The following is a 25776-nucleotide window of genomic DNA, read 5'->3' on the forward strand; positions in this document are numbered from 1 at the left end:
GAGAATGTAATTTGTCTTAAAAAAAAAAGCAAAACACTACATGAAATACAAATCGGACTTTAGTAAAATTAATTTTTTTATACCCCTTTTTCCTGCATTAATTATATCGCTTATTGCAATTTTTTCAGGAGATCCTATTGAAATGGTTTTGGCACCAATTGGAATTTTAATTTTATTTTTAAGTGTATTAATTTCAGTTACATTTTTTACTACGTATTACGAAATTCAAGAAAACCTATTGGTTATTTCGATGTTTTTTTACAAAACAAAAATTAAAATTTCAGAAATTAGAACTATAAAATATTCTAATTCTATAATGAAAACTAATTTTTACAAACCGGGCTTTCATCACAAAGGTATTGAGATTGTGTATCACAAATACGACGACATTTTTATATCGCCAAACAATAGAGACCAATTTATTGAGCAGTTAATCGAACAAAATCCAACTATAGAAATCAGAAAATAATGAGAATACGTCTTTCCCTTTTATGCCTTACTTTATTCATTCTATCTTGCAAAGACAAAGCATCTGAATTTTCAAAAAACAATGGCACGCAAAATGAACAAAGCGATTTTTTTGTGGTATTTAACGAATTAGATCCCGCGTATTGCGAGAAACAGAAAAAAGAAATTAGCTATCAATATAATAAATTGATAAATAAAAATGACTTTTATGGTCAGTTTTTAGTAGCAAAAAACGGAAAAATCTTATTTGAAGACTACGAAGGTTTTGCCTACAAAGAAAAAGACGATAAAAACGGGAAAAACAAGCCCATTCACATCGCTTCTGTAAGTAAAGTATTAACGGCCGCTGTAATTTTAAGAATGGTTGACCAAGAAAAAATTGGTTTAGACGATAAAGTTACTAAATATCTTGACGGTTTTTATCATAAAGATATCACAGTAAGAATGCTCTTAAATCACAGAAGTGGATTGCGTAATTATGGTTATTTTATTGAACGTGATGTAAAATGGGATCGCTCTAAAAAAATTACCAATCAAGACATTTTAAAACTAATAAATTCCGGTAAAATTCATTTAGAAAGTAAACCGGGCACCCGATTTGCGTATTGCAACACCAACTATTCGTTGTTGGCGTTAATCATTGAAAAAGTTTCTGGAATGCGTTATCATGAAGCCATGAACGAACTTCTTTTTAAACCATTAGGAATGAAAAATACGTTTGTATTTGATTACGAAAAACACCACGACACGGTAAGTCAAACTTATAAATCAAACCGATTACGTTTGGCTTTTGACCATTTGGATTTGGTTTATGGCGATAAAAACATTTATTCTTCGGCACGCGATTTATTAAAATTTGACTTAGCCACGTATTCGGATAACTTTTTTAGCGAAAAGCTAAAAAAAGAAATTTTTAAAGGATACAGTTACGAATCGAAAGGAGAAAAAAATTACGGTTTAGGTATTCGATTACGAGAATGGCCTGAAGCACCACCCTTAACGTATCATAACGGATGGTGGCATGGCAATACCTCATCCTATATTACTCAAAAAACAGATACAGTTACCATTATTGCTTTGTCTAACAAAATGACTTACAATACCTATAAAACTAAGAAATTTTTAGCGTTATTTAACCCCAAATACCCAATAAAATTAGATAATAGTGATGTTGGCGGCGCCAACGAATAATATTTACTCTTTTAAAAGAAAATTTGCTAATTTTGCAAAAAAAAAGAAACCATGATTTTACCTATATACGGATATGGCGAAGCTGTTTTAAGAAAAGTTTGTGAAGACATTACACCAGAATATCCAAACTTAACGCAAACCTTAAGTAACATGTACGAAACCATGTATAACGCTTATGGTGTGGGTTTAGCTGCACCTCAAGTGGGCTTACCAATTCGCTTGTTTGTAATTGATTCTTCGCCATTTGCAGATAGCGATGATATTTCTAAAACAGAAGCAGCAACATTAAAAGATTTTAAACAAACTTTTATTAATGCTAAAATTTTAAAAGAAGAAGGAGAAATTTGGGGTTTCAACGAAGGGTGTTTGAGTATTCCGGATGTGCGTGAAGATGTTTTTAGACATGAAACCATTACTATTGAATATCTTGACGAAAATTTTGTAAAAAAAACCGAAATGTATAGCGGTTTAATTGCACGCGTTATCCAGCATGAATACGATCATATTGAAGGTATTTTATTTACCGACCACCTTTCTATGTTAAAGAAAAAATTAGTAGGTAAAAAACTGCAAAACATTATGGAAGGCAAAGCCAGACCCGATTATAGAATGAAATTTGCCAACTTAAAAATTAAATAAATCCGACCTAAAAATTTTATATTTTATTTTAGATTTTCAAATTGGAAATTCATTTTTTAAAATATATATTTGCTCACATTTAAATTATATCCCATGAGTTTTCAAAAAATATTAGCCATTTCTGGGAAACCAGGACTTTACGAATTAAAAGTACAAACCCGTTCTGGATTTGTGGCAGAATCTTTATTAGATGGTAAAAAAATAACCGTCAGTTTAAGAAGTAATGTTAGTTTATTAACTGAAATTGCCGTGTTTGCTTACAATGAAGAAGTAAAATTAATTGATATTTTTAAATCAATAGCTACCAAAGAAAACGGAGAAGCTACTATTTCACACAAAGAAACAGACGACAAATTAAAGAGCTATTTCCGTGAAATTTTACCAGAATATGACGAAGATCGAGTATACACTTCGGATATTAAAAAAATATTCAATTGGTATAATATTTTACAACCTAAGGGCTATGTTACTTTTGAGGCTTTAAATGCAGAAGTAAAAGAAGAAACCGCTGAATAAGTTTTTTCAGTTAAAAAAATATAGTATATCCCATTCTTAATTTAGTTTGGGATATTTTTTTTAACTTTGGGTTCTGGGTAAAGGGTAAAGGTTTGGGGTTTACGGCATAAGATATAAGTCTATAATCTAAAACTCTAACAAATCTAATAATCTAGCAATCTAAAAATCTAAAAATTTAAAAAATGAATTCACGAGCACAACAACTACAAGCCTTTGAAAGATTACTAGATATCATGGACGATTTACGTGAAAAATGTCCGTGGGATAAAAAGCAAACGTTAGAAAGCTTGCGTCATCTTACCATTGAGGAAACGTATGAATTAGGTGATGCTATTTTAGACCATGATTTGCCTGAAATAAAAAAAGAACTGGGCGATTTGTTGCTTCACATTGTGTTTTATGCCAAAATAGGTTCGGAAACCAATGATTTTGACATTGCTGATGTGGCCAATGGTATTTGCGATAAATTAATAGACCGTCATCCGCATATTTATGGAGATATTGTTGTGGAAAACGAAGAACAAGTAAAACAGAATTGGGAAAAGCTGAAACTAAAAGAAGGCAGAACTTCCGTTTTAGAAGGCGTTCCGAAAAGTTTACCTGCTTTAGTAAAAGCTAGCAGAATTCAAGATAAAGTAAAAGCCGTAGGATTCGATTGGGAAGAAACCCATCAAGTTTGGGAAAAAGTACAAGAAGAAATTGCCGAATTACAAGTCGAAATAGCCGCTAACAATCAAGATAAAATAGAAGCCGAATTTGGCGATGTTTTATTCTCTATGATAAATTACGCCCGCTTTTTAAACATCAACCCAGAAGATGCCTTAGAACGCACCAACAAAAAATTCATCCACCGCTTTAAATATTTAGAAAGCAAAGCCACCGAATTAGGCAAACCGTTATCGGATATGACCTTAGCCGAAATGGATGTGTTTTGGGAAGAAGCGAAAAGGGTTTAAGGTTAAGGAAAATATCTAACAATCTAATAATTCTAAAATGTCTAAAATGTCTAAAAATCTAAGAAATCTAATCCGTCTAAGTAGTCTACTATTTAGCATCCTATTCATCTCTTGTGATGAAACGGAATGTGATTGTGTGTCGCCACCAGAAGAAGCGATGTATTTCCCACCTAATACAGGAACTTGGGAAACCAAATCACCTGAAAGTTTGGGATGGAACACGGCTAATATTGCGGCACTTGACGCCTACTTAATTGAAAAAAACTCAAAAAGTTTTATTGTTTTATCCAATGGAAAAATAGTTTTAGAAAAATATTATAACGGGCATACTGCTACTACGCCATGGTATTGGGCAAGTGCTGGAAAAACATTAACCGCTACCGTTACAGGGATTGCAGCACAAGAAGGATTTTTAAACATTAACAACAAAGTATCTGATTATATAGGAACAGGTTGGACAAGTGCCCCAATAGCCAAGGAAAACCTAATTACTTGCAAGAATTTATTAAGTATGAATTCTGGGTTAAACGATGCTTTGGGCGATACGGTTACACCCAATAATTTACAATACGTAGCCGATGCAGGTACCCGATGGGCCTACCATAATGTATATGTTAAATTACAAAATGTAGTAGCCACTGCCACCAACCAAACGTGGGACAACTATTTTAACAACAAATTACGCAACCCAATTGGAATGACAGGCGCTTGGGTAACCGACCCAACAGCACTAAGTGTCTATTGGAGCAACAGCCGAAGTATGGCTCGTTTTGGGTTACTGGCTTTAGCCAATGGCAATTGGAGTGGCGCTCAAATTATTAACTCCAGTTATTTGAATGCTGCCACTACCACTTCGCAACCAATTAATTTGGCGTACGGCTATTTGTGGTGGTTAAACGGAAAAAGCAGCTTTCATTTACCGCAAAGTCAATTACAATTTAATGGTAGCCTAATTTCCACCGCTCCTGCAGATATGTATTGCGCATTAGGAAAAAACGACCAAAAAATTTACGTCGTGCCTAGCCGTAAATTAGTCATCATACGTATGGGCGAAGCCGCAGACAGCAGTAACTTAGCACTTTCTAATTTTGATGAAGTGCTTTGGCAGAAGATTAATGCGGTGTTGAATTAGAGTTTTAGATTAGTAAGATTTTTAGATTACAGAGAAAAGAATATAGACTTTTCCCTTTACTTTACTCTTGTTTGATAGTAATGAATCTTTCTACAAAATAGTGGTAGTATTAAAAAAGGTTGCAACAAATTAAAAGCCCATTTGATGATTTGCAAGAAAAAATAATTATATTTGATTTTAATAAAAAGCGAAACAAAACATTCGCATAGCTACCCAAATATGGGTGTATAAACGAAACTTTATTTCGCATATATATAAGTTAGCAGTAATTTTTAAGAACATCGAACTATATAATTAAATTTGAACTGAAATGAAAAACATTTACATTATTATTTTGTTAATCGTTTTTGGTGGATACTCATACAGCCAAAGTCAAAATCCAAAATTTCTAGGCGATTTGCCATTGTCTACTGGATATGAACATGTAGGACATAAAGATTTATATGTAGGAAATAAAGGGTCAGAATTATTTTTTGCAAACATAGATGATAGTACTTCTCTTGGATATATCAAAACTGAAAATTTCCCCGACTGCCTTCTAGCTGTAAATAAATTTGGTGGAAATGATATTTACAAAAAACTAAAGTCTGGAGGATTTCAAAGAATTATACACGTGAAAAAGATTGACGGTACGTTTAAAGTATTTTACGTTGACAATAACAATGAAAGTTATAATTTAGTTTTGACTGCCGAAGAAAAAGATGGACATACAACATTTTCTGCAACACTATTAGGATATACTTTCTATTGGAATAATCTTTTAAAATAACTGTATCCAATAAAACTACTGCTAACAGCGGTTTCAAGAAATGGCGAGGCACGGGATTTATCAGAAATTTGAAAGGTTTTTAATTAAAAGTTTTGTTTATATTAGTGAAGGCTTTGTGTTGGTTCATCGCCACTTCATGAAGCCGCGAAACGTTGTGTGCAATATTGACTAACCGCCTGAAAACAAAAATATGTCATTAAAAGAATTATGGAAAAATGGTATTGACTTTGAGAAAATTGACAAGAGTTATCTTGTTTTATTCTTTTTAATAGGTTTTTTGCTCATATTTCCATTTGTGAAAGACGATATTGTTTTTACTTTTAATTCTTATGAACAAAATAAGGAATGGCGAAAACAAGATTACGAAAAAGAATTTTTTGGTAGAATTATTAAGAAAGGACGAGATAAATCGAATCATAATTTTGCATATTTTCAATTAAAAGATTCAACAAAAATATTTGAAAACGAAGATAAAATATGGAAAATAGTAAATGTTGGAGATTCAGTAGCGAAAAAAAGAAATTCAAAAATTTTGCTGGTGATAAAAAATCAACGAACAATAACTGTTAACTATGATGATATTTATAAGTATCGAGATAGTTTAATTCGAACTGGAAATTATTAAAAATACTGCACACAACAGGCGTTTGGCAAGATTGCGAATTTTATAGTAAATACACGTTTATTTCTCGCAAGAAATATTATCTTGCTAGAAAATAATCAGTACCGAGGTTTACATCATTAGATTAAAAAAGAATAAGTAAAATCAACTTGTATTACTTATTAAAATACTTTTTTCGCAACCAAAACGCCACATTTACTAAAATAATTAAAGCCGGTACTTCTACCAAAGGCCCTATAACTCCCGCAAAAGCTTGGCCGCTATTGATACCAAAAACCCCAATAGAAACCGCAATGGCCAACTCAAAATTATTTCCTGATGCCGTAAACGATAACGCCACCGCATCACGGTAATTGGAACCCATCTTTTTAGCCACAAAAAACATTAAGAAAAACATAATCGCAAAGAAAATTACTAACGGAATAGCAATTCTAATAACATCCAGAGGTAAATTTACAATCATTTCGCCTTTTAAACTGAACATAATTACGATCGTAAATAACAATGAAATTAATGTAATTGGAGACACAAAAGGAATAAACTTTTGATTAAAGAAAGTTTCACCAATATATTTTTTTATAGCAAAACGACTCACCATAGCTAAGGCAAAAGGAATACCCAAGTAAATTCCCACGGTTTTTGCAATTTCTAAAATGGTTATATTTAATTCTAACCCTTTGATTCCGAACAAAGGCAACATAATTTCAAGATAAAAATACGCATACAAACTAAAAAAGAAAACTTGGAGCAAACTATTAATTCCAATTAAACCAGCGGTTAATTCGCGATTGCCTTCGGCCAATTCGTTCCAAACGATAACCATAGCAATGCATGGTGCAATCCCAATAATAATTAAGCCTGTCATGTATTCGGGTTCGTCTTGTAAGAAAAAAGTCGCCAACAAAAACATTAAAAATGGCCCTACAATCCATGTAATAAGAAACGAAGCGGTGAGCAATTTTGGTTTTTCAAACATTTTTGGCACTTTTGAAAAATCAATTTTGGTTAATGGCGGATACATCATTAAAATTAATCCAATAGCCAAAGGAATATTAGTGGTTCCTGATGAAAAAGATGTAATAAAATCGGATGAATTTGGTATAAAATAACCAATGGAAACCCCAATTAACATCGCTAAAAATATCCATAAGGTTAAAAATCGGTCTAAAAATCCTAATCTTTTTTTCATAATAATTTATTTTATTTGAGAAAACACAAAAAACATTTCTCTAGCAATTTGCCTGCATCTTTCGTCATATTTTTCAGTTTGTTGTGGTGTATTGTCAGAAATTTTTGGATCTTGATAAGGCAAACCCTGACGAAAATCGGCACCTGGCACAATTGGACAAGATTCGTTAGCCTCTGAACAAACCATAATGGCTCCAAAATTTGCATTTGGATTTGTAGCATCCGTATACACTTTAGAAAACAAAACTAATGGAGGAAAATTTTCGCCAATAGTAGCGGTCCAAATCGGATTATCACTCTGCTGGTTAGACTGTAAAGGAAGGCCAGCTTTTTTTAAAGTTGAAATAGCATTTTTATTCACTCTTGTTTGTTCCGTGCCACCAGAAAAAGTAGCTACGTCTTTAATATTATAATAATAAGAAGCAACTTGAGACCAAACTTGTGCCATATGACTTCTTCGAGAATTACTTGTACAAACAAAAAGTAAATTAATTTTTTTATGGTTAGTTTGTTGCTCTAAAATAAAATTTGAAATTTCTATTAAGTCAAGTTTTCGTTCCTCAGAAATTAAATTAAACTCGGATTCTAGCGATTGACAATAAAGTAATAAATTTGAATTAAGTTCAGATTTTTGTGCTGTGGCATTTGTGAAAAGTAACATTACACAAAAACTAAAAAACACTTTTGACGATGTATTGAATAACTTTTTCATTTTAATTTAATTTATTTTAGAAAACACAAAATGCATTTCGCTTGCAATTTGTAAACTTCTTTCGGTATATTTTTCATTCATTTCTGGTGTTCCATCAAAAGCTTTTGGGTCGTCGTATTTGGATGAAAATCGCGCTTCCGCACCAAAAACCATAGGACAACCTTCGTCTGCATTGTTGCAAGTCATAATAGCTGAGAAATTGGTTTTCGGATTAAAATCATCAAAATATGTTTTTGAAAAACAAATAATGGGATGTTGATTTTCATCGAATTTTACAGCATAAACGGGATTTGCTGTATCTGAAATTTTTTGAATTTCAAATCCTTGATTCGTTAAGGTTTCAGCTACTTTTGGAAACATTGCTGTAGCTTCTGTTCCGCCAGAATAGCAAAATACATTTTGAAGTTGAAAATGAAACGCCATAGTTTGTGCCCAAATTTGCGACAAATGACTTCTTCTAGAATTGTGCGTACAAATAAAATTCAACCGAATTTCTTCTTGAAGATTGACTTTGTTTTGTATGTAATCCACTAAAGGTTGTAATACTGCTTGTCTTTCTATTGAAACTGGAATTTCTTTTACAATTTCAATGGTTTTTGATAGATTATTGAACATGTTTTCAGCAATTTAAAATTAACAACATTTGGCATCTAACTTAATATACATACCCATAAAATAGCGCCCAATGGTTTCAAAAACGTCTTTGTTTAAACAATAACAAATAGACTTTCCTTCAATAGTACCTTGTATGATATTGGCATTTTTTAATTCCTTTAAATGCTGAGAAATGGTTGGTTGTGCTAATGGTAATTCGTTTACAATATCGCCACAAATACAAGAATCAACCTTTAATAAATATTGAATTATAGCAACTCTAGCCGGATTTGCCATAGCTTTAAACAAGTTGGCCATATCGTTTTGTTCGTTTGTAAAAGACTCAGATTTTGTAATTCCCATTGTATCCTATTTATATATTGCAATATTACGATAATAACATGAATAAAAAAATGTTTCTGTAAAAAAAGAAACATTTTAAGTGAATTTATTTAAAACCAATTTTTTCTTTTGAAATAAATAATCATGGATACAAACAAAAGAAACATACCTGCCACGACATAAAAATAGCCATATTTCCAATGTAACTCGGGCATATTGTCAAAATTCATTCCGTAAACACCTACAACAAATGTTAACGGCATAAAGAATACTGAAACTACTGTTAAGGTTTTCATTACTTCATTCATTTTATGACTTTGCAATGAAAAATAAAACGATGAAGCACTTTCCAATGAACTCAAATCGGCATCCACTTGGTCTAATAATTCCAAGCATTTTTGATGCAAACGAGAGAAAAAAGTATAATTTTCAAACGTAATCACATTAAAAACATCATCATCTTTAATGCTTTTTATAGAATATAAAGAATCGCGAAGTGGTACTATAGAACGACGTAAAAAGTTTAAATTATCTCGATGGTATTCTATTTCTTCTAATATTTTTGGATTGGGTTTGGTTTTAATTAAATCAATAACGGCATCAATTTTTTGCTCCTCACTTTCTATGGTAATATAAAAGTTTTCCATTACGGCGTCTAAAAGCAAATAGAGTAAATAATCAACTTTTCTATCTCTAACAATTCCGGCATGTTGGCGCATTCTTTCTCGAATATGCAAAAAGAAATCGCTCTTTTTTTCCTGAAACGAAAATAATAATCCATCACGTAAAATAAAACTAATTTGCTCCACGTCAATACCTTTAGGATCTGGAAGTAAGGACTTAATATTAAAAAATAGTGTGTGATTGTACTCCTCAACTTTTGATCTTTTCAGAATATTTAAAATATCACCTAAAATAAAATCATCAATTTTAAATTTGATGCCAATTTCTTTTATCAAAGCAACATCAGACAATCCGTGTAGATTGATCCAATTGTTTTTGGCCGGGTCTAAATGTTTATCTAACTGAGATATTTTTATGTCTTCAAATTCAGATAATTCCTCTGAATTGTACACAAATAGCTGCATTTTGGGTTTAACATTTATGTGTTTACCTGTGTACTCAATTAAAGTAGGTACAACTTTTCGACCTTTTTTGTATAATAGTTTTCGCACTTTATATTAAATAAGTATTTTTACCTTTTACAAATATAACTATTTCTTATGCAAACCATTATTATAAATATAAAACAATTACTCCAAGTTAGAGCAACTTCAATAAAAAAAGTTTCAGGTTCGGAAATGGCGGATTTACCCATTTTAGAAAACGCCTTTTTAGTTTTGGAAAATGATCTTATCTCAGATTTTGGTTTGATGGAAAACTGTCCAGAAATAAAAAATGTAACCATTGTTGATGCAACTGGAAAAATTGTAATGCCAAGTTTTTGCGACAGTCACACACATATTGTATACGCTGGAAATAGAAGTGGCGAATTTGTAGATAGAATAAATGGCTTGTCCTACGAAGAAATTGCCAATCGTGGTGGCGGCATTTTAAATTCAGCTAAGAAATTAAATGAAACATCCGAAGAAGAGATTTACAACCAATCGAAAAAGCGTTTGGAAGAAGTCATTTCGCAAGGCACCGGAGCGGTTGAAATTAAATCAGGATATGGTTTAACCGTAGAAGGCGAGTTAAAAATGTTACGCGTTATAAAAAAACTAAAAGAAAACTATCCTATTGCGATAAAAGCAACTTTCCTTGGCGCACACGCTTTTCCAACGGAATACAAAGAAAACCATCAAGCGTATATCGATTTGATAATTAACGAAATGCTACCAAAAATCGCAGCAGAAAATTTAGCCGATTATATTGATGCATTTTTAGAAACGGGTTATTTTAGTGTTTCAGAAACCATTCAAATTATGGAAGTTGGAAAAAAATATGGTTTAAAACCAAAAATTCACGTAAATCAGTTTACAGCCATAGACGGTATTAAAGCTTGTGTGAAAAACGGAGCGTTAAGTGTCGACCATTTAGAAATTGTAACCGATGAAGATATTGAAGTTTTAAAAAATGCTGATTGTATGCCTGTGGCGTTACCAAGTTGTTCGTATTTTATTTCTATTCCTTATACACCAGCCAGACAAATGTTGAAAGCAGGTTTACCTTTAGCATTAGCTTCGGATTTTAACCCAGGAACAACACCTTCGGGAAATATGCATTTTGTGGTTGCTACGGCTTGTATCAAAATGAAAATGACTCCAGAAGAAGCCATAAACGCCGCCACAATTAACGGCGCTTACGCCATGGATTTAAGTGAGTCGCACGGAAGTATTACAAAAGGTAAAAAAGCCAATTTGATAATTACGAAACCTTTGCATAGTTTTTATGAAATTCCGTATTGTTTTGCTACAAATTTGATTGATAGTGTTTGGTTGAATGGGGAAATTTTTAATTAATAGGTACGCAGATTTAATGGATTGTAAAATAAAATCTAAACAAAAACTTAGCGAAAACCTTTGCGACTTTGCAGTAAAAAAAACCTAAAACTCCGCTTCCACAATAAACTCCATAATTTCCTTTGAAATCGGATGTTCAAACTGAATATATTCGGCGTGCAAATGCAACCTACCGGCTTTCGTACCGTATAAATCGTCGCCAACTATCGGTGTGTGTAATCCTAAACTATGAGAAGCGTGAACTCTTAATTGGTGGGTTCTTCCGGTAATGGGATAAAAATGAACTTTCGTTTTACCGTTTTTAACTTCAATAGTTTTCCATTTGGTTTGTGCCGATTTTCCGTGTTCGTAACACACTAATTGTCGGGGCCTGTCTTCTAAATCAACTCGCAAAGGCAAATCAATATATCCGTGAGATTGTTCCAATAAACCATCCAATAAAGCGACATAGCGTTTCTTAATGGTTCTATTGATAAACTGACTTTGCAGTTGTACGGCTGTAGCTTCATTTTTTGCGATAAGCATAACTCCAGAAGTGGACATATCCAACCGATGTACAATTAAAGGACCTGTGGCTTTCGGATATTTCTCCTTAATTCGTGCATAAACCGAATCTGAAATGGTTTTTCCAGGTACCGATAAAAACTCGGTAGGCTTATTGATTACTAACATCACTTCATCTTCGTACACAATTTCAATATCTTTTCCTTCCGCGTGATTCATAATAAATGGATTTTCTTCCATTTCTATACCTTTTAGCATGTGCCCCATTAAAATAGGTTCGCATTTACTTTTGCACGATGGATAAAACTGCTTGTGTTGGCGCACTTCAGAATTTGGCGATTGTCCCCACCAAAATTCAGCCATACAAATAGGTTTTAATTGATGTTGAAAAGCGTAATGCAATAATTTTGGCGCCGCACATTCTCCAGCACCAGCAGGCGGATTATTATTAAAAATTTCAGCTAAACTTTTCTTCTCTTGATATTGATTGTAAAAAGAATATTCTGAAAATAATTTTTGTTGCAATTGAGCCGATTTTGTTTTTCGGTCTTCTTTTAATTGATTCATTTCATTTGTAAACACGGCTACTTTTTCTTCTAAAGATTGCAACGTCAATTTCCAATATTTGGTCATTTTTTTTAACAAAATACTTTCTTGCTTACTGGCTTCTGATAATTCTAAATTAAGAAGTGCTACAGCTTCTTTGCTTAAAGTAGTTTCTAGTTGATTTCTCTTTTCGTCACGAAGGATTTTTTGCTCTTTTATTCTAGTTTTTTGCTGTTGCAATTCGGTTTCTGCTTGAATTTTTGCTTGATTAAAAGACGCTAAAGCCTGTAAGTAATTCGCATCATTTTCCAAATTTTCAAGGGTACGATTAAAAACATTTAGTACTTCTTCTTCTTTACGAAAAAAGCTGTCTTCTGTTAACATATCAAAAACCGTAGGTACAAAATAAAGATGCTGATTTTCATTTGCTAATTTTCCTGAAAACGCCCATAAATAACCTAATTCCCCTTTTTCATTTTGACAAACCAAAACACCAAACATTTTTCCAATGACCAAACCTTTCTTAGTAGCATCTAATCCAAAATTATGATGAAAATTAGATTGAGTTGCTAAATAATCTTGCAAAGAGGTAGCTGCAATTTCACTCAATTTATGTGGCTGATAATAAAATGGAAACGTGAATTTTTCAGGTAAAGAAATTCCTGAAATATCGGTATTAAAAAGTTGGAAAAATTGATTTTGCATGTCGCAAAGATAACATTTAAAAATTCCAAAAATAAAATATCAAATTTCAAAAAATTACGCACTTATGAATTAAAAATTTATAAACTCAAAAAAAAAGGTCAAACATTTTTTTTTACTACTTGCTTATTTTATTTTTGCAAGACAATAATATAAGTACAATGAAAAAACTTACTATACTTTTTATATTTTTTTCAACAATTGTAGTTGCTCAACAAAGAGCAATAAAATTAAATCCTATTGGCTTTTTTTATAATGGAATTGAACTAAGTTACGAGGAAAAAATTGAGAATAATAATAGTGTTGAATTTTCAATTGCAACATCTAGATTCAACATTAATGATGATAGTAACAAAAACCCATTTAATGCAATTGGTTTTGAATTAAAATACAAATTCTTTACTTCTGGTAACAACACTACTTTTGAAGGTTTTTATATTGCTCCAGTTGGTCAATTTGTAGATGCAAATAGAAAACAAAATAACGGAGGTCGAAAAGACAACATTACACAAATTGGGGTCGGTGGAATTGTAGGAAATCAATGGATTATTGGAAATAAAAACAAGTCTAATGGATTTGTTATTGATTTACATGGAGGATTACAAGCAAATTCTGTAAAAGCCCCTGTAACTATTGATGTAGAAAATATAAAAGGATTAAAAGTTCGTTTAGGAGTTTCTATTGGTTATTCTTTCTAAAATTATATTACAAAAATCCAAAATAACATTAAAAAAAATACGCATACCTTTGCAAAAAATTAATACATAAACTCAATACAGAAATGGGAAGAGCGTTTGAATTCAGAAAAGGAAGAAAAATGAAGCGTTGGTCAGCAATGGCTAAAGCATTTACCAGAATTGGTAAAGATATTGTAATGGCGGTTAAAGAAGGAGGTCCAAACCCGGAAGCTAACTCGCGTTTAAGAGCTATTATACAAAACTCAAAGGCAGTAAATATGCCAAAAGAAAACGTAGAACGTGCCATTAAAAAAGCAACGGATAAAGATACCGCAAACTATAAAGAAATTTTATTTGAAGGATATGCGCCACACGGAATTGCCATTTTAATTGAAACGGCATCTGATAATAACAACAGAACCGTTGCGAATATTAGAAGTTATTTCAACAAATGCAACGGAACAATGGGAACGCAAGGTTCGGTTGAATTTATGTTTGACCATACTTGTAATTTCAGAATTCCAGCTGCTGGACAGGATATTGACGAATTAGAATTAGAAATGATTGATTTTGGAGTAGAAGAAATTTTCGCTGATGATGAAGATGGCATTTTAATGTACGCCCCTTTTGAAAGTTTCGGAGCCATTCAAAAAGAATTAGAATCTAGAGGTTTAGAAATTTTATCTTCTGGATTTGATAGAATCCCTCAAGTAACTAAAGAATTAACACCAGAGCAAGTTGCAGATGTTGAAAAATTATTAGAAAAAATTGAAGAAGACGATGACGTTATGAACGTGTTTCATACTATGTTGGAAAATTAGTATTCTATTTAAAGTTTACATTTTAAAACTTCAGAGTAATCTGGAGTTTTTTGTTTAAAAAAACTCAAAATGAACATCAAACTTATCGCCATAGGCAAAACAGACAATAAAAATCTAAACGCTTTAATTGAAGAATATACCAAGCGATTGGGATTTTATATTAAGTTCGATTTGGAAGTAATTCCGGATATCAAAAACGTAAAAAATTTATCGGAATCGGAACAAAAAATAAAAGAAGGACAACTTATTTTAGGAAAATTAGTACCAACTGACCAATTAATTTTATTGGACGAAAACGGAATGGAACATACAAGTGTTGGATTTTCTGATTTTTTACAAAAGAAAATGAACTCCGGAATTAAAACCTTAGTATTTGTAATTGGTGGGCCTTACGGATTTTCAGAAGAAGTGTATCAAAAGGCACAAGGAAAAGTGGCTTTATCGCAAATGACTTTTTCACATCAAATGGTACGTTTATTTGTAATTGAACAAATTTATAGAGGGTTTACCATTTTGAATAACGAACCATATCACCACCAATAAAATTTTAGATTTACGATTTTTGATTTACGATTTCAAGCCATCCCAAATCTAAAAATCTAAAATCGTAAATACAGGTTCACGCATTCCACCGCTTCTTTTACATCGTGAACTCTTAAAATAGTCGCGCCTTTTTGTAAACAAAAAGCATGTAGAAATGTCGTTCCGTTTAACGCATTTTCTGGTGAAGAATCTAATGTTTTATAAATCATTGATTTTCTTGAAATTCCTGCTAAAATAGGTAAATCGTGAAATTGTAATAGTTCTAAATTATGTAGTAATTCGTAATTGTGTTCTAAGGTTTTCGCAAAGCCAAAGCCAGGATCAATGATGATATCATTTAAACCAAAACTTCTCGCTTTTGCAATTCGTTCCGAAAAATAAAAATTCATTTCTTTTAGTAAATCGTCATAATTGGCCAAGCTTTGCATGGTTTTTGGCGTGCCTTTCATGTGCATCATAATATACGGAACTTGCAATTTCGCAACCATTTCTAACATATTTTCATCTAACAGACCAGCAGAAATATCATTAATCATTGCCGCACCATTTTCAATAGCCTGTTGGGCAACTTCACTTCTAAAAGTATCAATAGAAAGTAAAATATCCGGGAATTTTTCAACTAATAACTTTACAATTGGTATCACGCGATTCAATTCTTCCGTTTCGGAAACAAATTCGGCTCCTGGTTTGCTAGAATAGCCACCTAAATCAATAAAAGTAGCACCATCACGCAACATTTTTTCTACTTGAAATAAAATTTCATTAGAATTTGTAAGTTTTCCACCATCAAAAAATGAATCTGGCGTCACATTAACAATTCCCATCACTTTAGGTGTTGATAAGTTGATGAGCGTTCCTTTACAGTTTATTGTTGACATCGTATTTTTTACTTATATTTGAAGTTTGATACAAATATAAAATAATAATGAGCAATACCTCACAAGAATACGACAAAGTTATAGCAATTTGCAGAGAATTATTTACAAAAAAAGCGCACGATTATGGTACGGCTTGGCGTGTTTTACGTTTGCCATCATTAACCGATCAAATATTCATTAAAGCACAACGCATAAGAAGTTTACAAGAAAACGACGTCAGAAAAGTTGATGAAGATGAAACGTCAGAATTTATTGGGATTATTAATTATTGCGTAATGGCATTAATACAAATGGATAAAGGAATTGCTTCTCAACCGGATTTATCAGCCGATGAAGCCATAAAATTATTCAATCATAAAATTGAAATCACAAAGGAATTAATGGAAGATAAAAATCACGATTATGGGGAAGCTTGGCGCGATATGCGTGTAAGTTCTCTTACAGATTTGATTATTCAGAAGTTATTACGCGTGAAACAAATTGAAGACAACCAAGGAAAAACATTAGTTTCTGAAGGAATTGATGCCAATTATCAAGATATGATAAACTATTCGGTTTTTGCTTTGATTTTGATGGGAAAATTTTAATAACATCTCATTAACAAAAATTATCAAAAAGCCTGTTTATATTTGTTAAAACACATTAAAATGAACAAAAAAAATATTTCTTGGAGTATCAGAATAGTAGTTGCTTTACTTTTTATAGTTTCAGCGATTGCCAAATTATATCCGTCGCCTTATTTTGCAATTTCCACTTTTGAAGTAAAACAATTGTATACTTTAGGATTCTCAGATTCACTTGCACCCTATTTTTCAAGAATATTAATTGGAATTGAATTTGCTCTTGGCTTTTTATTACTTAATAATCATTTCTTAAAACGCATAACGATTCCTGCAACAGTTGGTTTGTTGAGTGTTTTCATCATTCATTTGAGTTATGTTGCTTTTTTAAGTGGCGGAAATTCAGGGAATTGTGGCTGTTTTGGTGAATTAATTCCGATGACACCAATTGAAGCCATTATTAAAAATATCATCGCAGTTGGATTATTAATTTGGCTATGGAAAATTTTAGAGAACGATAAAAAATCGAATATTTGGATGTTAATATCTGTGACTTTAGGTTGTATTTTAGGCTTATTTATGTTGGCACCCATGAAAGCGAGTTCAACATCAATATCAAATAGCAATGACAATATCAATATTTCAACTGATTCGATATCAAAATTAACGGATTCAGTAAAAATCGAGGAAATTAAAACCATCGATTCCTCGAAAATAATAACAGAAAAAGCGGTTGAAGAAGTTAAAAAAGAAGTGGGTCCAAAACAAGCGGTTTCAGGTTATGCTGACTTATATACAGATATCGACAAAGGACAAAAAATATTGTGTTTCTTCGTTCCAGGTTGCGAACATTGCCGTGATGCAGCAAAAGATTTACACGCTTTACAAAAAAAACATAAAGATTTTCCACAAGTACAAATTGTTTTTATGGATGAAGAAGCGGAAAAAATTCCAGATTTCTTTAAATATGCTGGCAAACAATTTCCATATAAAGTGATTGATATTATTCCATTTTGGACAAAATTAGGTACAGGAAAAGACACACCCGGCGTTGTGTATTTATACAACGGAAACGTAATTAAATTTTACGATGGAATTGCGGAAAAATCATTTAACAGTAAAGCATTAGAAAAAGTTATATACAAATAATAAATAACAAATTCCAAATTTCAATTTCAATAAATTATTAAACAAAATATTATGAAAAAAATCATAGCTACATTAGCATTAAGTCTTGGATTAACATCTTGTCAAGCACAAACTGAATTTTCAAAAGAAAGTTTAACCGCAAAATTAATCAACTCTGATAATCAAGCGATTTCTTTTGAAGAGATTTTAAAACAAAACCAAGGCAAAACTGTGGTAATTGAAGTTTGGGCAGCTTGGTGTTCAGACTGTGTTAAAAACATGCCCCAGGTTAAGGATTTAAAAGCCAAATATCCAGAAGTTGCTTTTGTAAATTTATCTTGTGATAAAACTTTTGATGCTTGGAAAAGCGGAATTGAAAAACATGAGGTTACGGGCGAAAATTATCTAATTCCAGATGGAATGAAAGGTGAATTTGGAACTTCAATAAAATTGGATTGGATTCCTCGTTTTATAGTAATTAACAAAGAAGGAAAAATTGTTTTGTTCCGCGCCATCGAAAAAGACTTTGATAAAATCATTAAAAGTATAGAAACATCTAAATAAAATATTATAACCAAAACAAGCCTTATTTATTAAAACACAGATTGGAGAAATTTTAATAATTTTAATAATTTTAATAATTTCTCCAATCTGTGTTCAAAAAAAAATGTTATAACTAAATTAAAAAATGAGAAAAAACATCGTAGCCGGTAACTGGAAAATGAACAAAACCTTACCGCAAGCCATTGAATTAATCAATGAAATTAAAAACAATAAACCAAGTAATACAGCTGAAGTTATTTTAGCGACTCCTTTTCCTTATTTAGCAAAAGCCGTTGAATTAGTTGCCGGTTCTAATATTAAAATCGCAGCCCAAAATATGCATCAGGCAGAAGGTGGCGCGTTTACAGGGGAAGTTTCCGCATCAATGTTAACCAGTATTGGCGTTAACACTGTAATTTTAGGACACAGTGAAAGGAGAGCTTATTTTCACGAAAATGATGCCTTATTAGCTAACAAAGTAGATACCGCATTGGCACACGATATGACTGTTATTTTTTGCTTTGGCGAAGAATTAAAAGACAGACAAAGCGACAATCATTTTAACGTTGTAGAATACCAATTACGTGATGGTTTGTTTCATATTTCGAAAGAAAACTGGAAAAATATTGTATTGGCTTACGAACCTGTTTGGGCAATTGGAACTGGTGAAACCGCCTCTCCGGAACAAGCACAAGAAATGCATTTGTTTATTAGAAATTTAGTGGATAAAGTGTTTGGAAGAGACATTTCAGAAAATGTTTCCATTCTTTACGGTGGAAGTGTAAAACCAGACAACGCCAAAGAAATTTTTTCAAAACCAGATGTAGACGGCGGATTAATCGGTGGTGCAGCATTAAACGCCAACGATTTTTTCGGAATTATTTCTGGAATATAATAAGTCAAATGTCTTAAAATTGAAAGTTGTAAAGCTTTTAACTTTAAGACATTCTAACTTTTAGCTTATAATGGAATACATATTAATCCCAATTGTAGCATTACTTGCATCTGCCCTAACCTTCTTTTCTGGTTTTGGATTGGGAACCTTATTATTACCTGCTCTTGCTTTGTTTTTTCCTGTCGATGTGGCGATTGCTTTAACAGCGATTGTGCATTTTTTGAACAATGCATTTAAATTCGTTTTAGTTAAAAAACATATTGTTTGGAAAATCGTATTGCAATTTGGTCTTCCTGCTTTGCTTTTTTCTTTTCTTGGTGCACTGCTTTTAGATAAGATTACTTATGCTACTATTATAGCCGAATATACAATTAACAACTCCGTTTTTCAAATCACAATAATGAAAAGCATTGTGGCTATTTTACTTATTTTCTTCGCTTTATTTGAGTTACTTCCAAAACTAAAAAACCTGCAATTTCCAGAAAAGTATTTGCCTATTGGTGGTATATTAAGTGGCTTTTTTGGGGGACTTTCAGGGCATCAAGGTGCATTACGAAGTGCGTTTTTAACGAAAGTGGGGTTGTCTAAAGAAGCGTTTATTGCCACTGGTGTGAGTATCGCGTGCCTGATTGATATAAGTCGGATATCCGTGTATTTTACCAACATTTCAAAAGTGAAAGATAATTTAAATATCAACTTAGTAATTATTGCAACACTTGCTGCGTTTATAGGTGTGTATATTGGAAACAAATTGATAAAAAAAATAACCATAAACACCGTTCAGAAAATTGTGGCACTTATGATTATTGTGTTTGCGATTGCTTTGGGGTTTGGGATTGTTTAAATAGGTACACAGATTATACGGATTTAACAGATTTGCACAGATTAAATTAAAAAGTTTGTCAATCTGAACTTATTTCAGATTCTATTTATACTATCTCTTTTCTATACTCTATCTTCTGTCTTCCCTTTTCACATAATTATGCAAAAAATCGCCTTTTGGTTTTCCTAAATCAAAAGAACTGAATTTCGTTAGAAAACGGGTTTCTTTTCTGGCTTCTTCTCTCTCCCAATTTTCATATTCTATACGATAAATGGCGGAATACATTTCGGCTCTTCCCACACCGTGAAAACAATGAATTAATACTGGATAATTTGCTTTATTGTCCATTACTTTAAAAAAAGCGTCTAAATTTTCAGGTTTTGGCACTTGATCTGAGCCAATATTGAAATAATTCAATCCTTGGATTTTAGCAGCTGCTTCTTTTTCTGCAATAAGTTCTACTGGAATTTCTGGATTATTCACATCGTCACCGGTTCCTGGAAAACGTAAATCGATAATGCTTTTAATATGGTGTTCTTTTACAAAATCGGCAATGTCTTCAGGTGGAATTACGCCACTTTTATAGACTTTTCCTTCGGAAATTACTTTTAAATTATGATTTATTTTATAATCATAAAAATAGCGCTTTGCCCAGAAAATAACTCCAATTATTAAAATTGAAAGTAATATCGTTATTATTTTTTTATTCTTTTTAAACATATAAGTCTTTTACTTTTTTTTTGTTATTGAATTTTGAAATTGCTATTGATATTTTAACTTTTTATCAATAATTCTATTAAAATAATCCTGAAGAAACCCTTTACAAGCCGTTTCCATATCATTCATTTCTTTGTTTCTTTTTCCAATTAAATTGTGCAATTGTTCTTTATCTTCTTTACTATAAAAACCAACGGCAACTTTTCCGTCAAAAGCACAAACGTAATTTCCTCTGGCAAAGTTATACATTCCTGTATTATAATTAATTACAAAAGGTTGAATTCCTTGTTTTTTATCCATTAAACTTCTTCCCCAACTTCTAAATGGTTTATTATATCCAATAATATCCATAACAGTTGGAAAAATATCAATATGTTGTGCCAACTCATTACTTTCCCCTTTCAGTTTATATTTTGGAGAATAAAAAAGTATAGGAACAGCTAATCTATTCATTATTTTATGATAGTATTCTTCATAATAATTCACTAAATTACAATGATCTGCGGTGATAATAAATATAGTATTTTCAAACCAAGGTTGCTTTTTAGCAGCTTCAAAAAACTTTTTAAAAGCATAGTCTGTATACCTTACAGGCTGATGCATAGGGTTGGTTCCTTTTGGTAATTTATTTTTAAACTCAGCAGGCACCACGTAGGGTTCATGTGAAGTAACCGTAAAAATGGTACTAAAAAATGGTGCTTTCTTTTGGCTTATTGTTTTATTCATAAATTGCATAAATGGCACGTCCCAGATTCCCCACGAACCATCAAAATCGGCATCATTTCTATATTCTTTCATACCATAATAATGGTCAAATCCTAAAATATTTCCAAATCCTAAAAATCCCATCGAACCGTTTGGTGCGCCATGAAAAAATGAAGTATCATACCCTTTACTCTTTAAGCAGGAAACCATAGAACCTATGTTTTGTTTGGCATACGGAGAAGATGTAAAGGCATCTTTAAAAGAAGGAATCCCAGATATTATAGACGACATACCATGAATGGATTTATACCCATTGGCATAAGCATTTGTATAAATAAAACTTTCTGTAGCTAACGAATCAATGAATGGTGTATAACTTACATAATCCTTAATTTTTGTGTTTTTATTAAACGCACCAATATATTCTCTTCCCATACTTTCTGTAATTATTAATACAATATTTGGTGTGGTTGGAGCATTAGAATCGTACAATTTAATTGGTTGAAAATTAGCATTAACAACAGATTCTGGTATGTTAAAATCTGTTTTTTTAAAAGATTGTACACCTAACGTTCTTAGAAACGAAAAAGTTGAATTTAAAACTAAATCCGCTTGTTGCGATTTCTTTACAAATCTATTAGCATCAACTAAATTAATTGGTCGAGTGCTTTTCTTGAAATCGCCTCGAATCCCACCAATACATAAAGTGGCAATAACTAACACACCAAAAATAGATTTGGCAACATATTTTATCTTGGCATTCTCTACTAAATTATGCTTTACTTTTACTTTTTGATACAAAAAAATCCAAAAAGCTGATACTACTATAAACAACAAAAACACGTGCCAATAGGTAATTACAAATCTAAATAACATGCCGCCTTTTGCTTCTTCATTTTTTAGCAAATCCCAAGCAGCAAGCGTTAAACGAGAAAAATTGTATTTGTAATAGATTAAATCTACAAAATTAAAGGCGAAAAAAAATAAATTTGATATGAAATACAAATAAAACAATCCTTTTTGATAGTTAGGTTTTGTATTTATAAAAAATGGTAAAATAGACAATAAAATAAATAGCCCATTTACATATAAAATGGCGGTGGTGTCAAAAACTAAACCATGATACGATATCTGTAAAAACTCCGATATAGACGTTACTTCAACAATATCACTATTATAGGCATAAAATAAAATTCTTGCTATAAAATAAAACAAATAAGCTAGTGCTATTCGGTAAAATAACACGGAATATTCATTTAATCTGAAAAATGATTTCATTTAACTAAAGTTTAATTGATGCAAAATTAACAATAATCAAAGTTTTACAGTTAAAAATTTTTATAAAGTTCTATTTTTTCATAAATTGCAGTTTAAAATAAAATAATATGCAAAACATAACAAGACTTTTTGATTTTCCTTATTTTCAATTAGAAAATTACAACTTACCAGATGCTTTAGTAACTAAAAATGGTACTGATTGGATTAAAACTTCTACACAAGAATATATCCATAAAGCCAATGCCTTATCAAGAGCCTTATTACATTTAGGAGTAAATAAAAATGATAAAATTGCTATCATTTCTTCAAATAACCGCACAGAATGGCATATTTCAGATATTGGAATTTTGCAAACTGGGGCACAAAACGTGCCAATTTATCCAACCATATCTTCTGAAGATTACGAATATATTCTAAATCATTCTGAAGCAAAATACTGTTTCGTATCCGACCAAGAAGTATATGAAAAATTAAAAGCGGTACACGCTAATATTCCATTATTACAAGATATTTTTTCGTTTAACGAAATTTCCGGTTGTAAAAAATGGAGTGATTTATTAGAAACAGGTAACGATGCCTCAAATCAAAATGACGTAGAAAATCGTAAAAGTGCTGTTTTGCCTTCCGATTTAGCAACCATAATTTATACTTCAGGAACTACAGGCCGACCAAAAGGGGTAATGCTTACGCACGACAACATTGTTTCTGATGTCTTAAATTCAGATAAACGAATGCCTTTACGAAAAGGAAGTACGCGTGCGTTGAGTTTCTTGCCTATTTGCCATATTTTCGAAAGAATGTTAACGTATTTGTATCAATATGGTGGAATATCCATTTATTTTGCAGAAAGCATTGAAAAAATATCTGACAATTTAAAAGAAGTACATCCGCACGTAATGTCAGTTGTACCAAGACTTTTAGAAAAAGTATACGATAAAATTTACGCAAAAGGTGCTGATTTAACGGGAATTAAGAAGAAATTATTCTTTTGGGCATTAGATTTAGGTATGGATTACAAACCTTATAATGAAAATGGTGCCTTGTACAACTTCAAATTGGCCATTGCCAGAAAGTTAATTTTCTCTAAATGGCAAGAAGGTTTGGGTGGCGAATTGGAAATGTTAGTTTCAGGTAGTGCAGCTTTACAAACGCGTTTAACAAAAGTATTTACAGCCGCTGGAATTCCAGTAATGGAAGGCTACGGATTAACGGAAACGTCCCCTGTAATTTCAGTAAACGATATGCGAAATGGCGGATTCAGAATTGGAACTGTTGGTAGAGTTATTGAAAATGTAGAAGTTAAAATTGCAGAAGACGGAGAAATTCTTTGTAAAGGGCCAAACGTAATGATTGGGTATTATAAAGATGAAGCACAAACTGCTGAAGTAATTAAAAACGGTTATTTCCATACTGGAGATATTGGTGAAATTGATGCCGATGGTTTCTTAAAAATCACCGATCGTAAAAAAGAAATGTTTAAAACATCTGGTGGTAAATATGTTGCGCCACAAGTATTAGAAAATTCCTTCAAACAATCTCGTTTTATCGAGCAAATTATGGTAATTGGCGATGGCGAAAAAATGCCAGCCGCTTTCATTCAACCGGCATTTGATTTTGTAAAAGAATGGGCAATAAGACACCAAGTTGACTTAGGAAATTCTAATGAAGACCTTTGCAACAATCCAAAAGTTATTGCACGTATTCAAGAAGATATTGATAAAGCCAACAAAAAATTCGGTAATTGGGAACAAGTAAAACGTTTTGAATTAACGCCAGATATTTGGTCAATAGATGCAGGGCATTTAACGCCAACTATGAAATTGAAACGTAAAATTATCAAAGAGAAATACCAAACCCTTTACGATAAAATTTATCAATCCTAAAATGAAAAAACTTTTTTTTGTAATTATATTTTTATTGTCCTTTTCTGGATTTGCACAAAATTCGAAAAAAACATACACATTACACCTTGGCGAAAAAGATAATGATACTTTGGTATATGAAATGGAATTATATGACAATTTCACTTTTGTAAATCGCAAATACTCGAAAAAAATAACAGACACTACAAATGATTATAAAAACTGGATGGTAGAAATAAGAAAAGGGACATTCAAAAAAGAAAAAGGTTTTTTTAGACTTACTCAAATTGACGGTGACCAAAGCATGAATGACGGTTTAATAAAGATTGTATTTCGTCAAATTTGGTTTTATAGTTGCCCCGATGAAAAGGGAAAAGTGCGACATTGCAGATCAATGACATATCATAGAGTTGACTAGTAAATGTAGATACTAAAACAAGTTCAGTATCTCAAAACAAATAAATTAATTATTCTGCAGAAATCAACTTTTACCCTTAACCCTTAACCTTACACCCAAAAAACTAATGCTCTTCGTCTTTTCCTAAAACTTTAGTATCTACAGGAATAGCAGGTTGAAACATAAGTGTTTCTTTGTAGTACAAATAAAAACCTTTGTTGGTTCGGAATTCGAAGTCTTTATATTTGAAGTTTTGGTCTTCACTTTCTCTTTTAAAAACAATGGATTCTTTAGAATCTGGTAAGAAAACTTCCGCAATTAGGCTATCTTCTTCCACAAAGAAAAAGGCATTTTTTCTTCTGGCTAATGAATCTCTTTCAATAGAAGTTAAGCGGTAGCCTTCTTCAAAAACACGTACACATTTTTTGTACATATTTGACCATTTATAGCCCGCTTTTAAATCGCAACCATTTTCGTTTTTATCATCATTCACCTGATTCTTCACGATAGAATCCATTTCCGTGGTATCTTTTGGTGGATTCTTTAAAATATAATCGCAAGAAAATAGCGATGTCAATACTAAAATATATACAAGTTTTTTCATTT

Annotated in this window: 29 protein-coding genes; 19 read left to right on the top strand and 10 right to left on the bottom strand. The window is 31.8% G+C overall.

Annotated features, from left to right (window positions below; genetic code table 11):
• Positions 1-40: 40 nt before the first annotated feature.
• From ABWP60_RS03160 to ABWP60_RS03195, 8 genes are all read left to right on the top strand, one after another.
• Positions 41-469, top strand: coding sequence for a PH domain-containing protein (locus ABWP60_RS03160; RefSeq protein WP_353148382.1), 429 nt, complete (start codon positions 41-43; stop codon positions 467-469).
• On the top strand, positions 469-1659 hold the full coding sequence (locus tag ABWP60_RS03165) for a serine hydrolase domain-containing protein (protein ID WP_353148384.1): 1191 nt from the start codon (positions 469-471) through the stop codon (positions 1657-1659). The genes ABWP60_RS03160 and ABWP60_RS03165 overlap by 1 nt, the downstream gene beginning before the upstream one ends.
• A gap of 51 nt (positions 1660-1710) precedes the next feature.
• A complete protein-coding gene (gene def / locus ABWP60_RS03170) occupies positions 1711-2298 on the top strand; it encodes a peptide deformylase (protein WP_353148387.1) in 588 nt (195 codons plus the stop codon).
• Positions 2299-2391: 93 nt separating this feature from the next.
• Positions 2392-2814: a DUF5606 family protein gene (locus ABWP60_RS03175; protein ID WP_353148390.1), complete on the top strand. Its 423-nt coding sequence runs from the start codon at positions 2392-2394 to the stop codon at positions 2812-2814.
• A gap of 182 nt (positions 2815-2996) precedes the next feature.
• Positions 2997-3770: a nucleoside triphosphate pyrophosphohydrolase gene (gene mazG, locus ABWP60_RS03180; protein WP_353148393.1), complete on the top strand. Its 774-nt coding sequence runs from the start codon at positions 2997-2999 to the stop codon at positions 3768-3770.
• A gap of 46 nt (positions 3771-3816) precedes the next feature.
• Complete coding sequence (locus ABWP60_RS03185) at positions 3817-4902, top strand: serine hydrolase domain-containing protein (RefSeq protein WP_353148396.1); 1086 nt, start codon at positions 3817-3819, stop codon at positions 4900-4902.
• Positions 4903-5212: 310 nt separating this feature from the next.
• A complete protein-coding gene (locus ABWP60_RS03190) occupies positions 5213-5671 on the top strand; it encodes a hypothetical protein (protein WP_353148399.1) in 459 nt (152 codons plus the stop codon).
• 190 nt (positions 5672-5861) lie between these two features.
• A complete protein-coding gene (locus ABWP60_RS03195) occupies positions 5862-6296 on the top strand; it encodes a hypothetical protein (protein WP_353148401.1) in 435 nt (144 codons plus the stop codon).
• 151 nt (positions 6297-6447) lie between these two features.
• On the opposite strand, the gene arsB is transcribed toward ABWP60_RS03195, so the two are convergent.
• From arsB to corA, 5 genes are all read right to left on the bottom strand, one after another.
• Positions 6448-7482 carry an ACR3 family arsenite efflux transporter gene (gene arsB, locus ABWP60_RS03200; RefSeq protein WP_353148404.1) on the bottom strand — a complete coding sequence of 345 codons (1035 nt, stop codon included), beginning with the start codon at positions 7480-7482 and terminating at the stop codon, positions 6448-6450.
• Positions 7483-7488: 6 nt separating this feature from the next.
• Positions 7489-8193 (bottom strand): arsenate reductase/protein-tyrosine-phosphatase family protein, encoded by a 705-nt coding sequence (locus ABWP60_RS03205; protein WP_353148407.1) that lies wholly within the window; start codon positions 8191-8193, stop codon positions 7489-7491.
• Between the two features lie 6 nt (positions 8194-8199).
• Positions 8200-8808, bottom strand: coding sequence for an arsenate-mycothiol transferase ArsC (locus ABWP60_RS03210; RefSeq protein ID WP_353148410.1), 609 nt, complete (start codon positions 8806-8808; stop codon positions 8200-8202).
• 18 nt (positions 8809-8826) lie between these two features.
• On the bottom strand, positions 8827-9150 hold the full coding sequence (locus ABWP60_RS03215) for an ArsR/SmtB family transcription factor (RefSeq protein ID WP_353148413.1): 324 nt from the start codon (positions 9148-9150) through the stop codon (positions 8827-8829).
• A gap of 89 nt (positions 9151-9239) precedes the next feature.
• Positions 9240-10304: a magnesium/cobalt transporter CorA gene (gene corA / locus ABWP60_RS03220; protein WP_353148416.1), complete on the bottom strand. Its 1065-nt coding sequence runs from the start codon at positions 10302-10304 to the stop codon at positions 9240-9242.
• A 48-nt stretch (positions 10305-10352) separates the two neighbouring features.
• Here corA and hutI point away from each other — a divergent pair, with 48 nt between their 5' ends.
• Positions 10353-11591 (top strand): imidazolonepropionase, encoded by a 1239-nt coding sequence (gene hutI / locus ABWP60_RS03225; protein ID WP_353148419.1) that lies wholly within the window; start codon positions 10353-10355, stop codon positions 11589-11591.
• 84 nt (positions 11592-11675) lie between these two features.
• On the opposite strand, the gene ABWP60_RS03230 is transcribed toward hutI, so the two are convergent.
• Positions 11676-13346 carry an RluA family pseudouridine synthase gene (locus tag ABWP60_RS03230; protein WP_353148422.1) on the bottom strand — a complete coding sequence of 557 codons (1671 nt, stop codon included), beginning with the start codon at positions 13344-13346 and terminating at the stop codon, positions 11676-11678.
• A 158-nt stretch (positions 13347-13504) separates the two neighbouring features.
• Between ABWP60_RS03230 and ABWP60_RS03235 the strand changes: the two genes are divergently transcribed.
• The 3 genes from ABWP60_RS03235 to rlmH all read left to right on the top strand — a co-directional run bounded on the left by ABWP60_RS03235 (position 13505) and on the right by rlmH (position 15384).
• A complete protein-coding gene (locus ABWP60_RS03235) occupies positions 13505-14041 on the top strand; it encodes a DUF3575 domain-containing protein (protein WP_353148425.1) in 537 nt (178 codons plus the stop codon).
• A gap of 83 nt (positions 14042-14124) precedes the next feature.
• Complete coding sequence (locus ABWP60_RS03240; RefSeq protein ID WP_353148427.1) at positions 14125-14841, top strand: YebC/PmpR family DNA-binding transcriptional regulator; 717 nt, start codon at positions 14125-14127, stop codon at positions 14839-14841.
• 69 nt (positions 14842-14910) lie between these two features.
• Positions 14911-15384 (top strand): 23S rRNA (pseudouridine(1915)-N(3))-methyltransferase RlmH, encoded by a 474-nt coding sequence (gene rlmH / locus ABWP60_RS03245; RefSeq protein ID WP_353148430.1) that lies wholly within the window; start codon positions 14911-14913, stop codon positions 15382-15384.
• Positions 15385-15440: 56 nt separating this feature from the next.
• Here the strand turns inward: rlmH and folP are convergent, their stop codons facing one another.
• On the bottom strand, positions 15441-16262 hold the full coding sequence (gene folP / locus ABWP60_RS03250; RefSeq protein ID WP_353148432.1) for a dihydropteroate synthase: 822 nt from the start codon (positions 16260-16262) through the stop codon (positions 15441-15443).
• A gap of 47 nt (positions 16263-16309) precedes the next feature.
• Between folP and ABWP60_RS03255 the strand changes: the two genes are divergently transcribed.
• From ABWP60_RS03255 to ABWP60_RS03275, 5 genes are all read left to right on the top strand, one after another.
• Positions 16310-16849, top strand: a complete 540-nt coding sequence (locus ABWP60_RS03255) for a DUF1599 domain-containing protein (protein WP_353148435.1) — start codon at positions 16310-16312, stop codon at positions 16847-16849.
• 60 nt (positions 16850-16909) lie between these two features.
• Positions 16910-17971: a MauE/DoxX family redox-associated membrane protein gene (locus ABWP60_RS03260; protein ID WP_353148438.1), complete on the top strand. Its 1062-nt coding sequence runs from the start codon at positions 16910-16912 to the stop codon at positions 17969-17971.
• Between the two features lie 51 nt (positions 17972-18022).
• Positions 18023-18514 carry a thioredoxin-like domain-containing protein gene (locus tag ABWP60_RS03265; protein WP_353148441.1) on the top strand — a complete coding sequence of 164 codons (492 nt, stop codon included), beginning with the start codon at positions 18023-18025 and terminating at the stop codon, positions 18512-18514.
• A 124-nt stretch (positions 18515-18638) separates the two neighbouring features.
• Entirely contained in the window at positions 18639-19388 is a 750-nt protein-coding gene (gene tpiA / locus ABWP60_RS03270; RefSeq protein ID WP_353148444.1) for a triose-phosphate isomerase, read from the top strand.
• 70 nt (positions 19389-19458) lie between these two features.
• Entirely contained in the window at positions 19459-20232 is a 774-nt protein-coding gene (locus ABWP60_RS03275) for a TSUP family transporter (protein ID WP_353148447.1), read from the top strand.
• 108 nt (positions 20233-20340) lie between these two features.
• Here ABWP60_RS03275 and ABWP60_RS03280 read toward each other — a convergent pair whose 3' ends face one another.
• The gene (locus tag ABWP60_RS03280; protein ID WP_353148450.1) at positions 20341-20931 is read right to left on the bottom strand and encodes a dual specificity protein phosphatase family protein; all 591 of its coding nucleotides are present in this window, start codon (positions 20929-20931) and stop codon (positions 20341-20343) included.
• Between the two features lie 42 nt (positions 20932-20973).
• On the bottom strand, positions 20974-22911 hold the full coding sequence (locus tag ABWP60_RS03285) for an LTA synthase family protein (RefSeq protein ID WP_353148452.1): 1938 nt from the start codon (positions 22909-22911) through the stop codon (positions 20974-20976).
• A gap of 107 nt (positions 22912-23018) precedes the next feature.
• Here ABWP60_RS03285 and ABWP60_RS03290 point away from each other — a divergent pair, with 107 nt between their 5' ends.
• Together ABWP60_RS03290 and ABWP60_RS03295 are read left to right on the top strand one after the other, a co-directional pair.
• Positions 23019-24794 (top strand): AMP-dependent synthetase/ligase, encoded by a 1776-nt coding sequence (locus ABWP60_RS03290; RefSeq protein ID WP_353148455.1) that lies wholly within the window; start codon positions 23019-23021, stop codon positions 24792-24794.
• A gap of 1 nt (position 24795) precedes the next feature.
• On the top strand, positions 24796-25191 hold the full coding sequence (locus ABWP60_RS03295; protein WP_353148458.1) for a hypothetical protein: 396 nt from the start codon (positions 24796-24798) through the stop codon (positions 25189-25191).
• 103 nt (positions 25192-25294) lie between these two features.
• Here the strand turns inward: ABWP60_RS03295 and ABWP60_RS03300 are convergent, their stop codons facing one another.
• Positions 25295-25774, bottom strand: a complete 480-nt coding sequence (locus ABWP60_RS03300) for a hypothetical protein (RefSeq protein WP_353148461.1) — start codon at positions 25772-25774, stop codon at positions 25295-25297.
• Positions 25775-25776 lie beyond the last annotated feature (2 nt).

It is taken from the genome of Flavobacterium sp., from assembly GCF_040402895.1.
Classification (GTDB): Bacteria; Bacteroidota; Bacteroidia; order Flavobacteriales; family Flavobacteriaceae; genus Flavobacterium.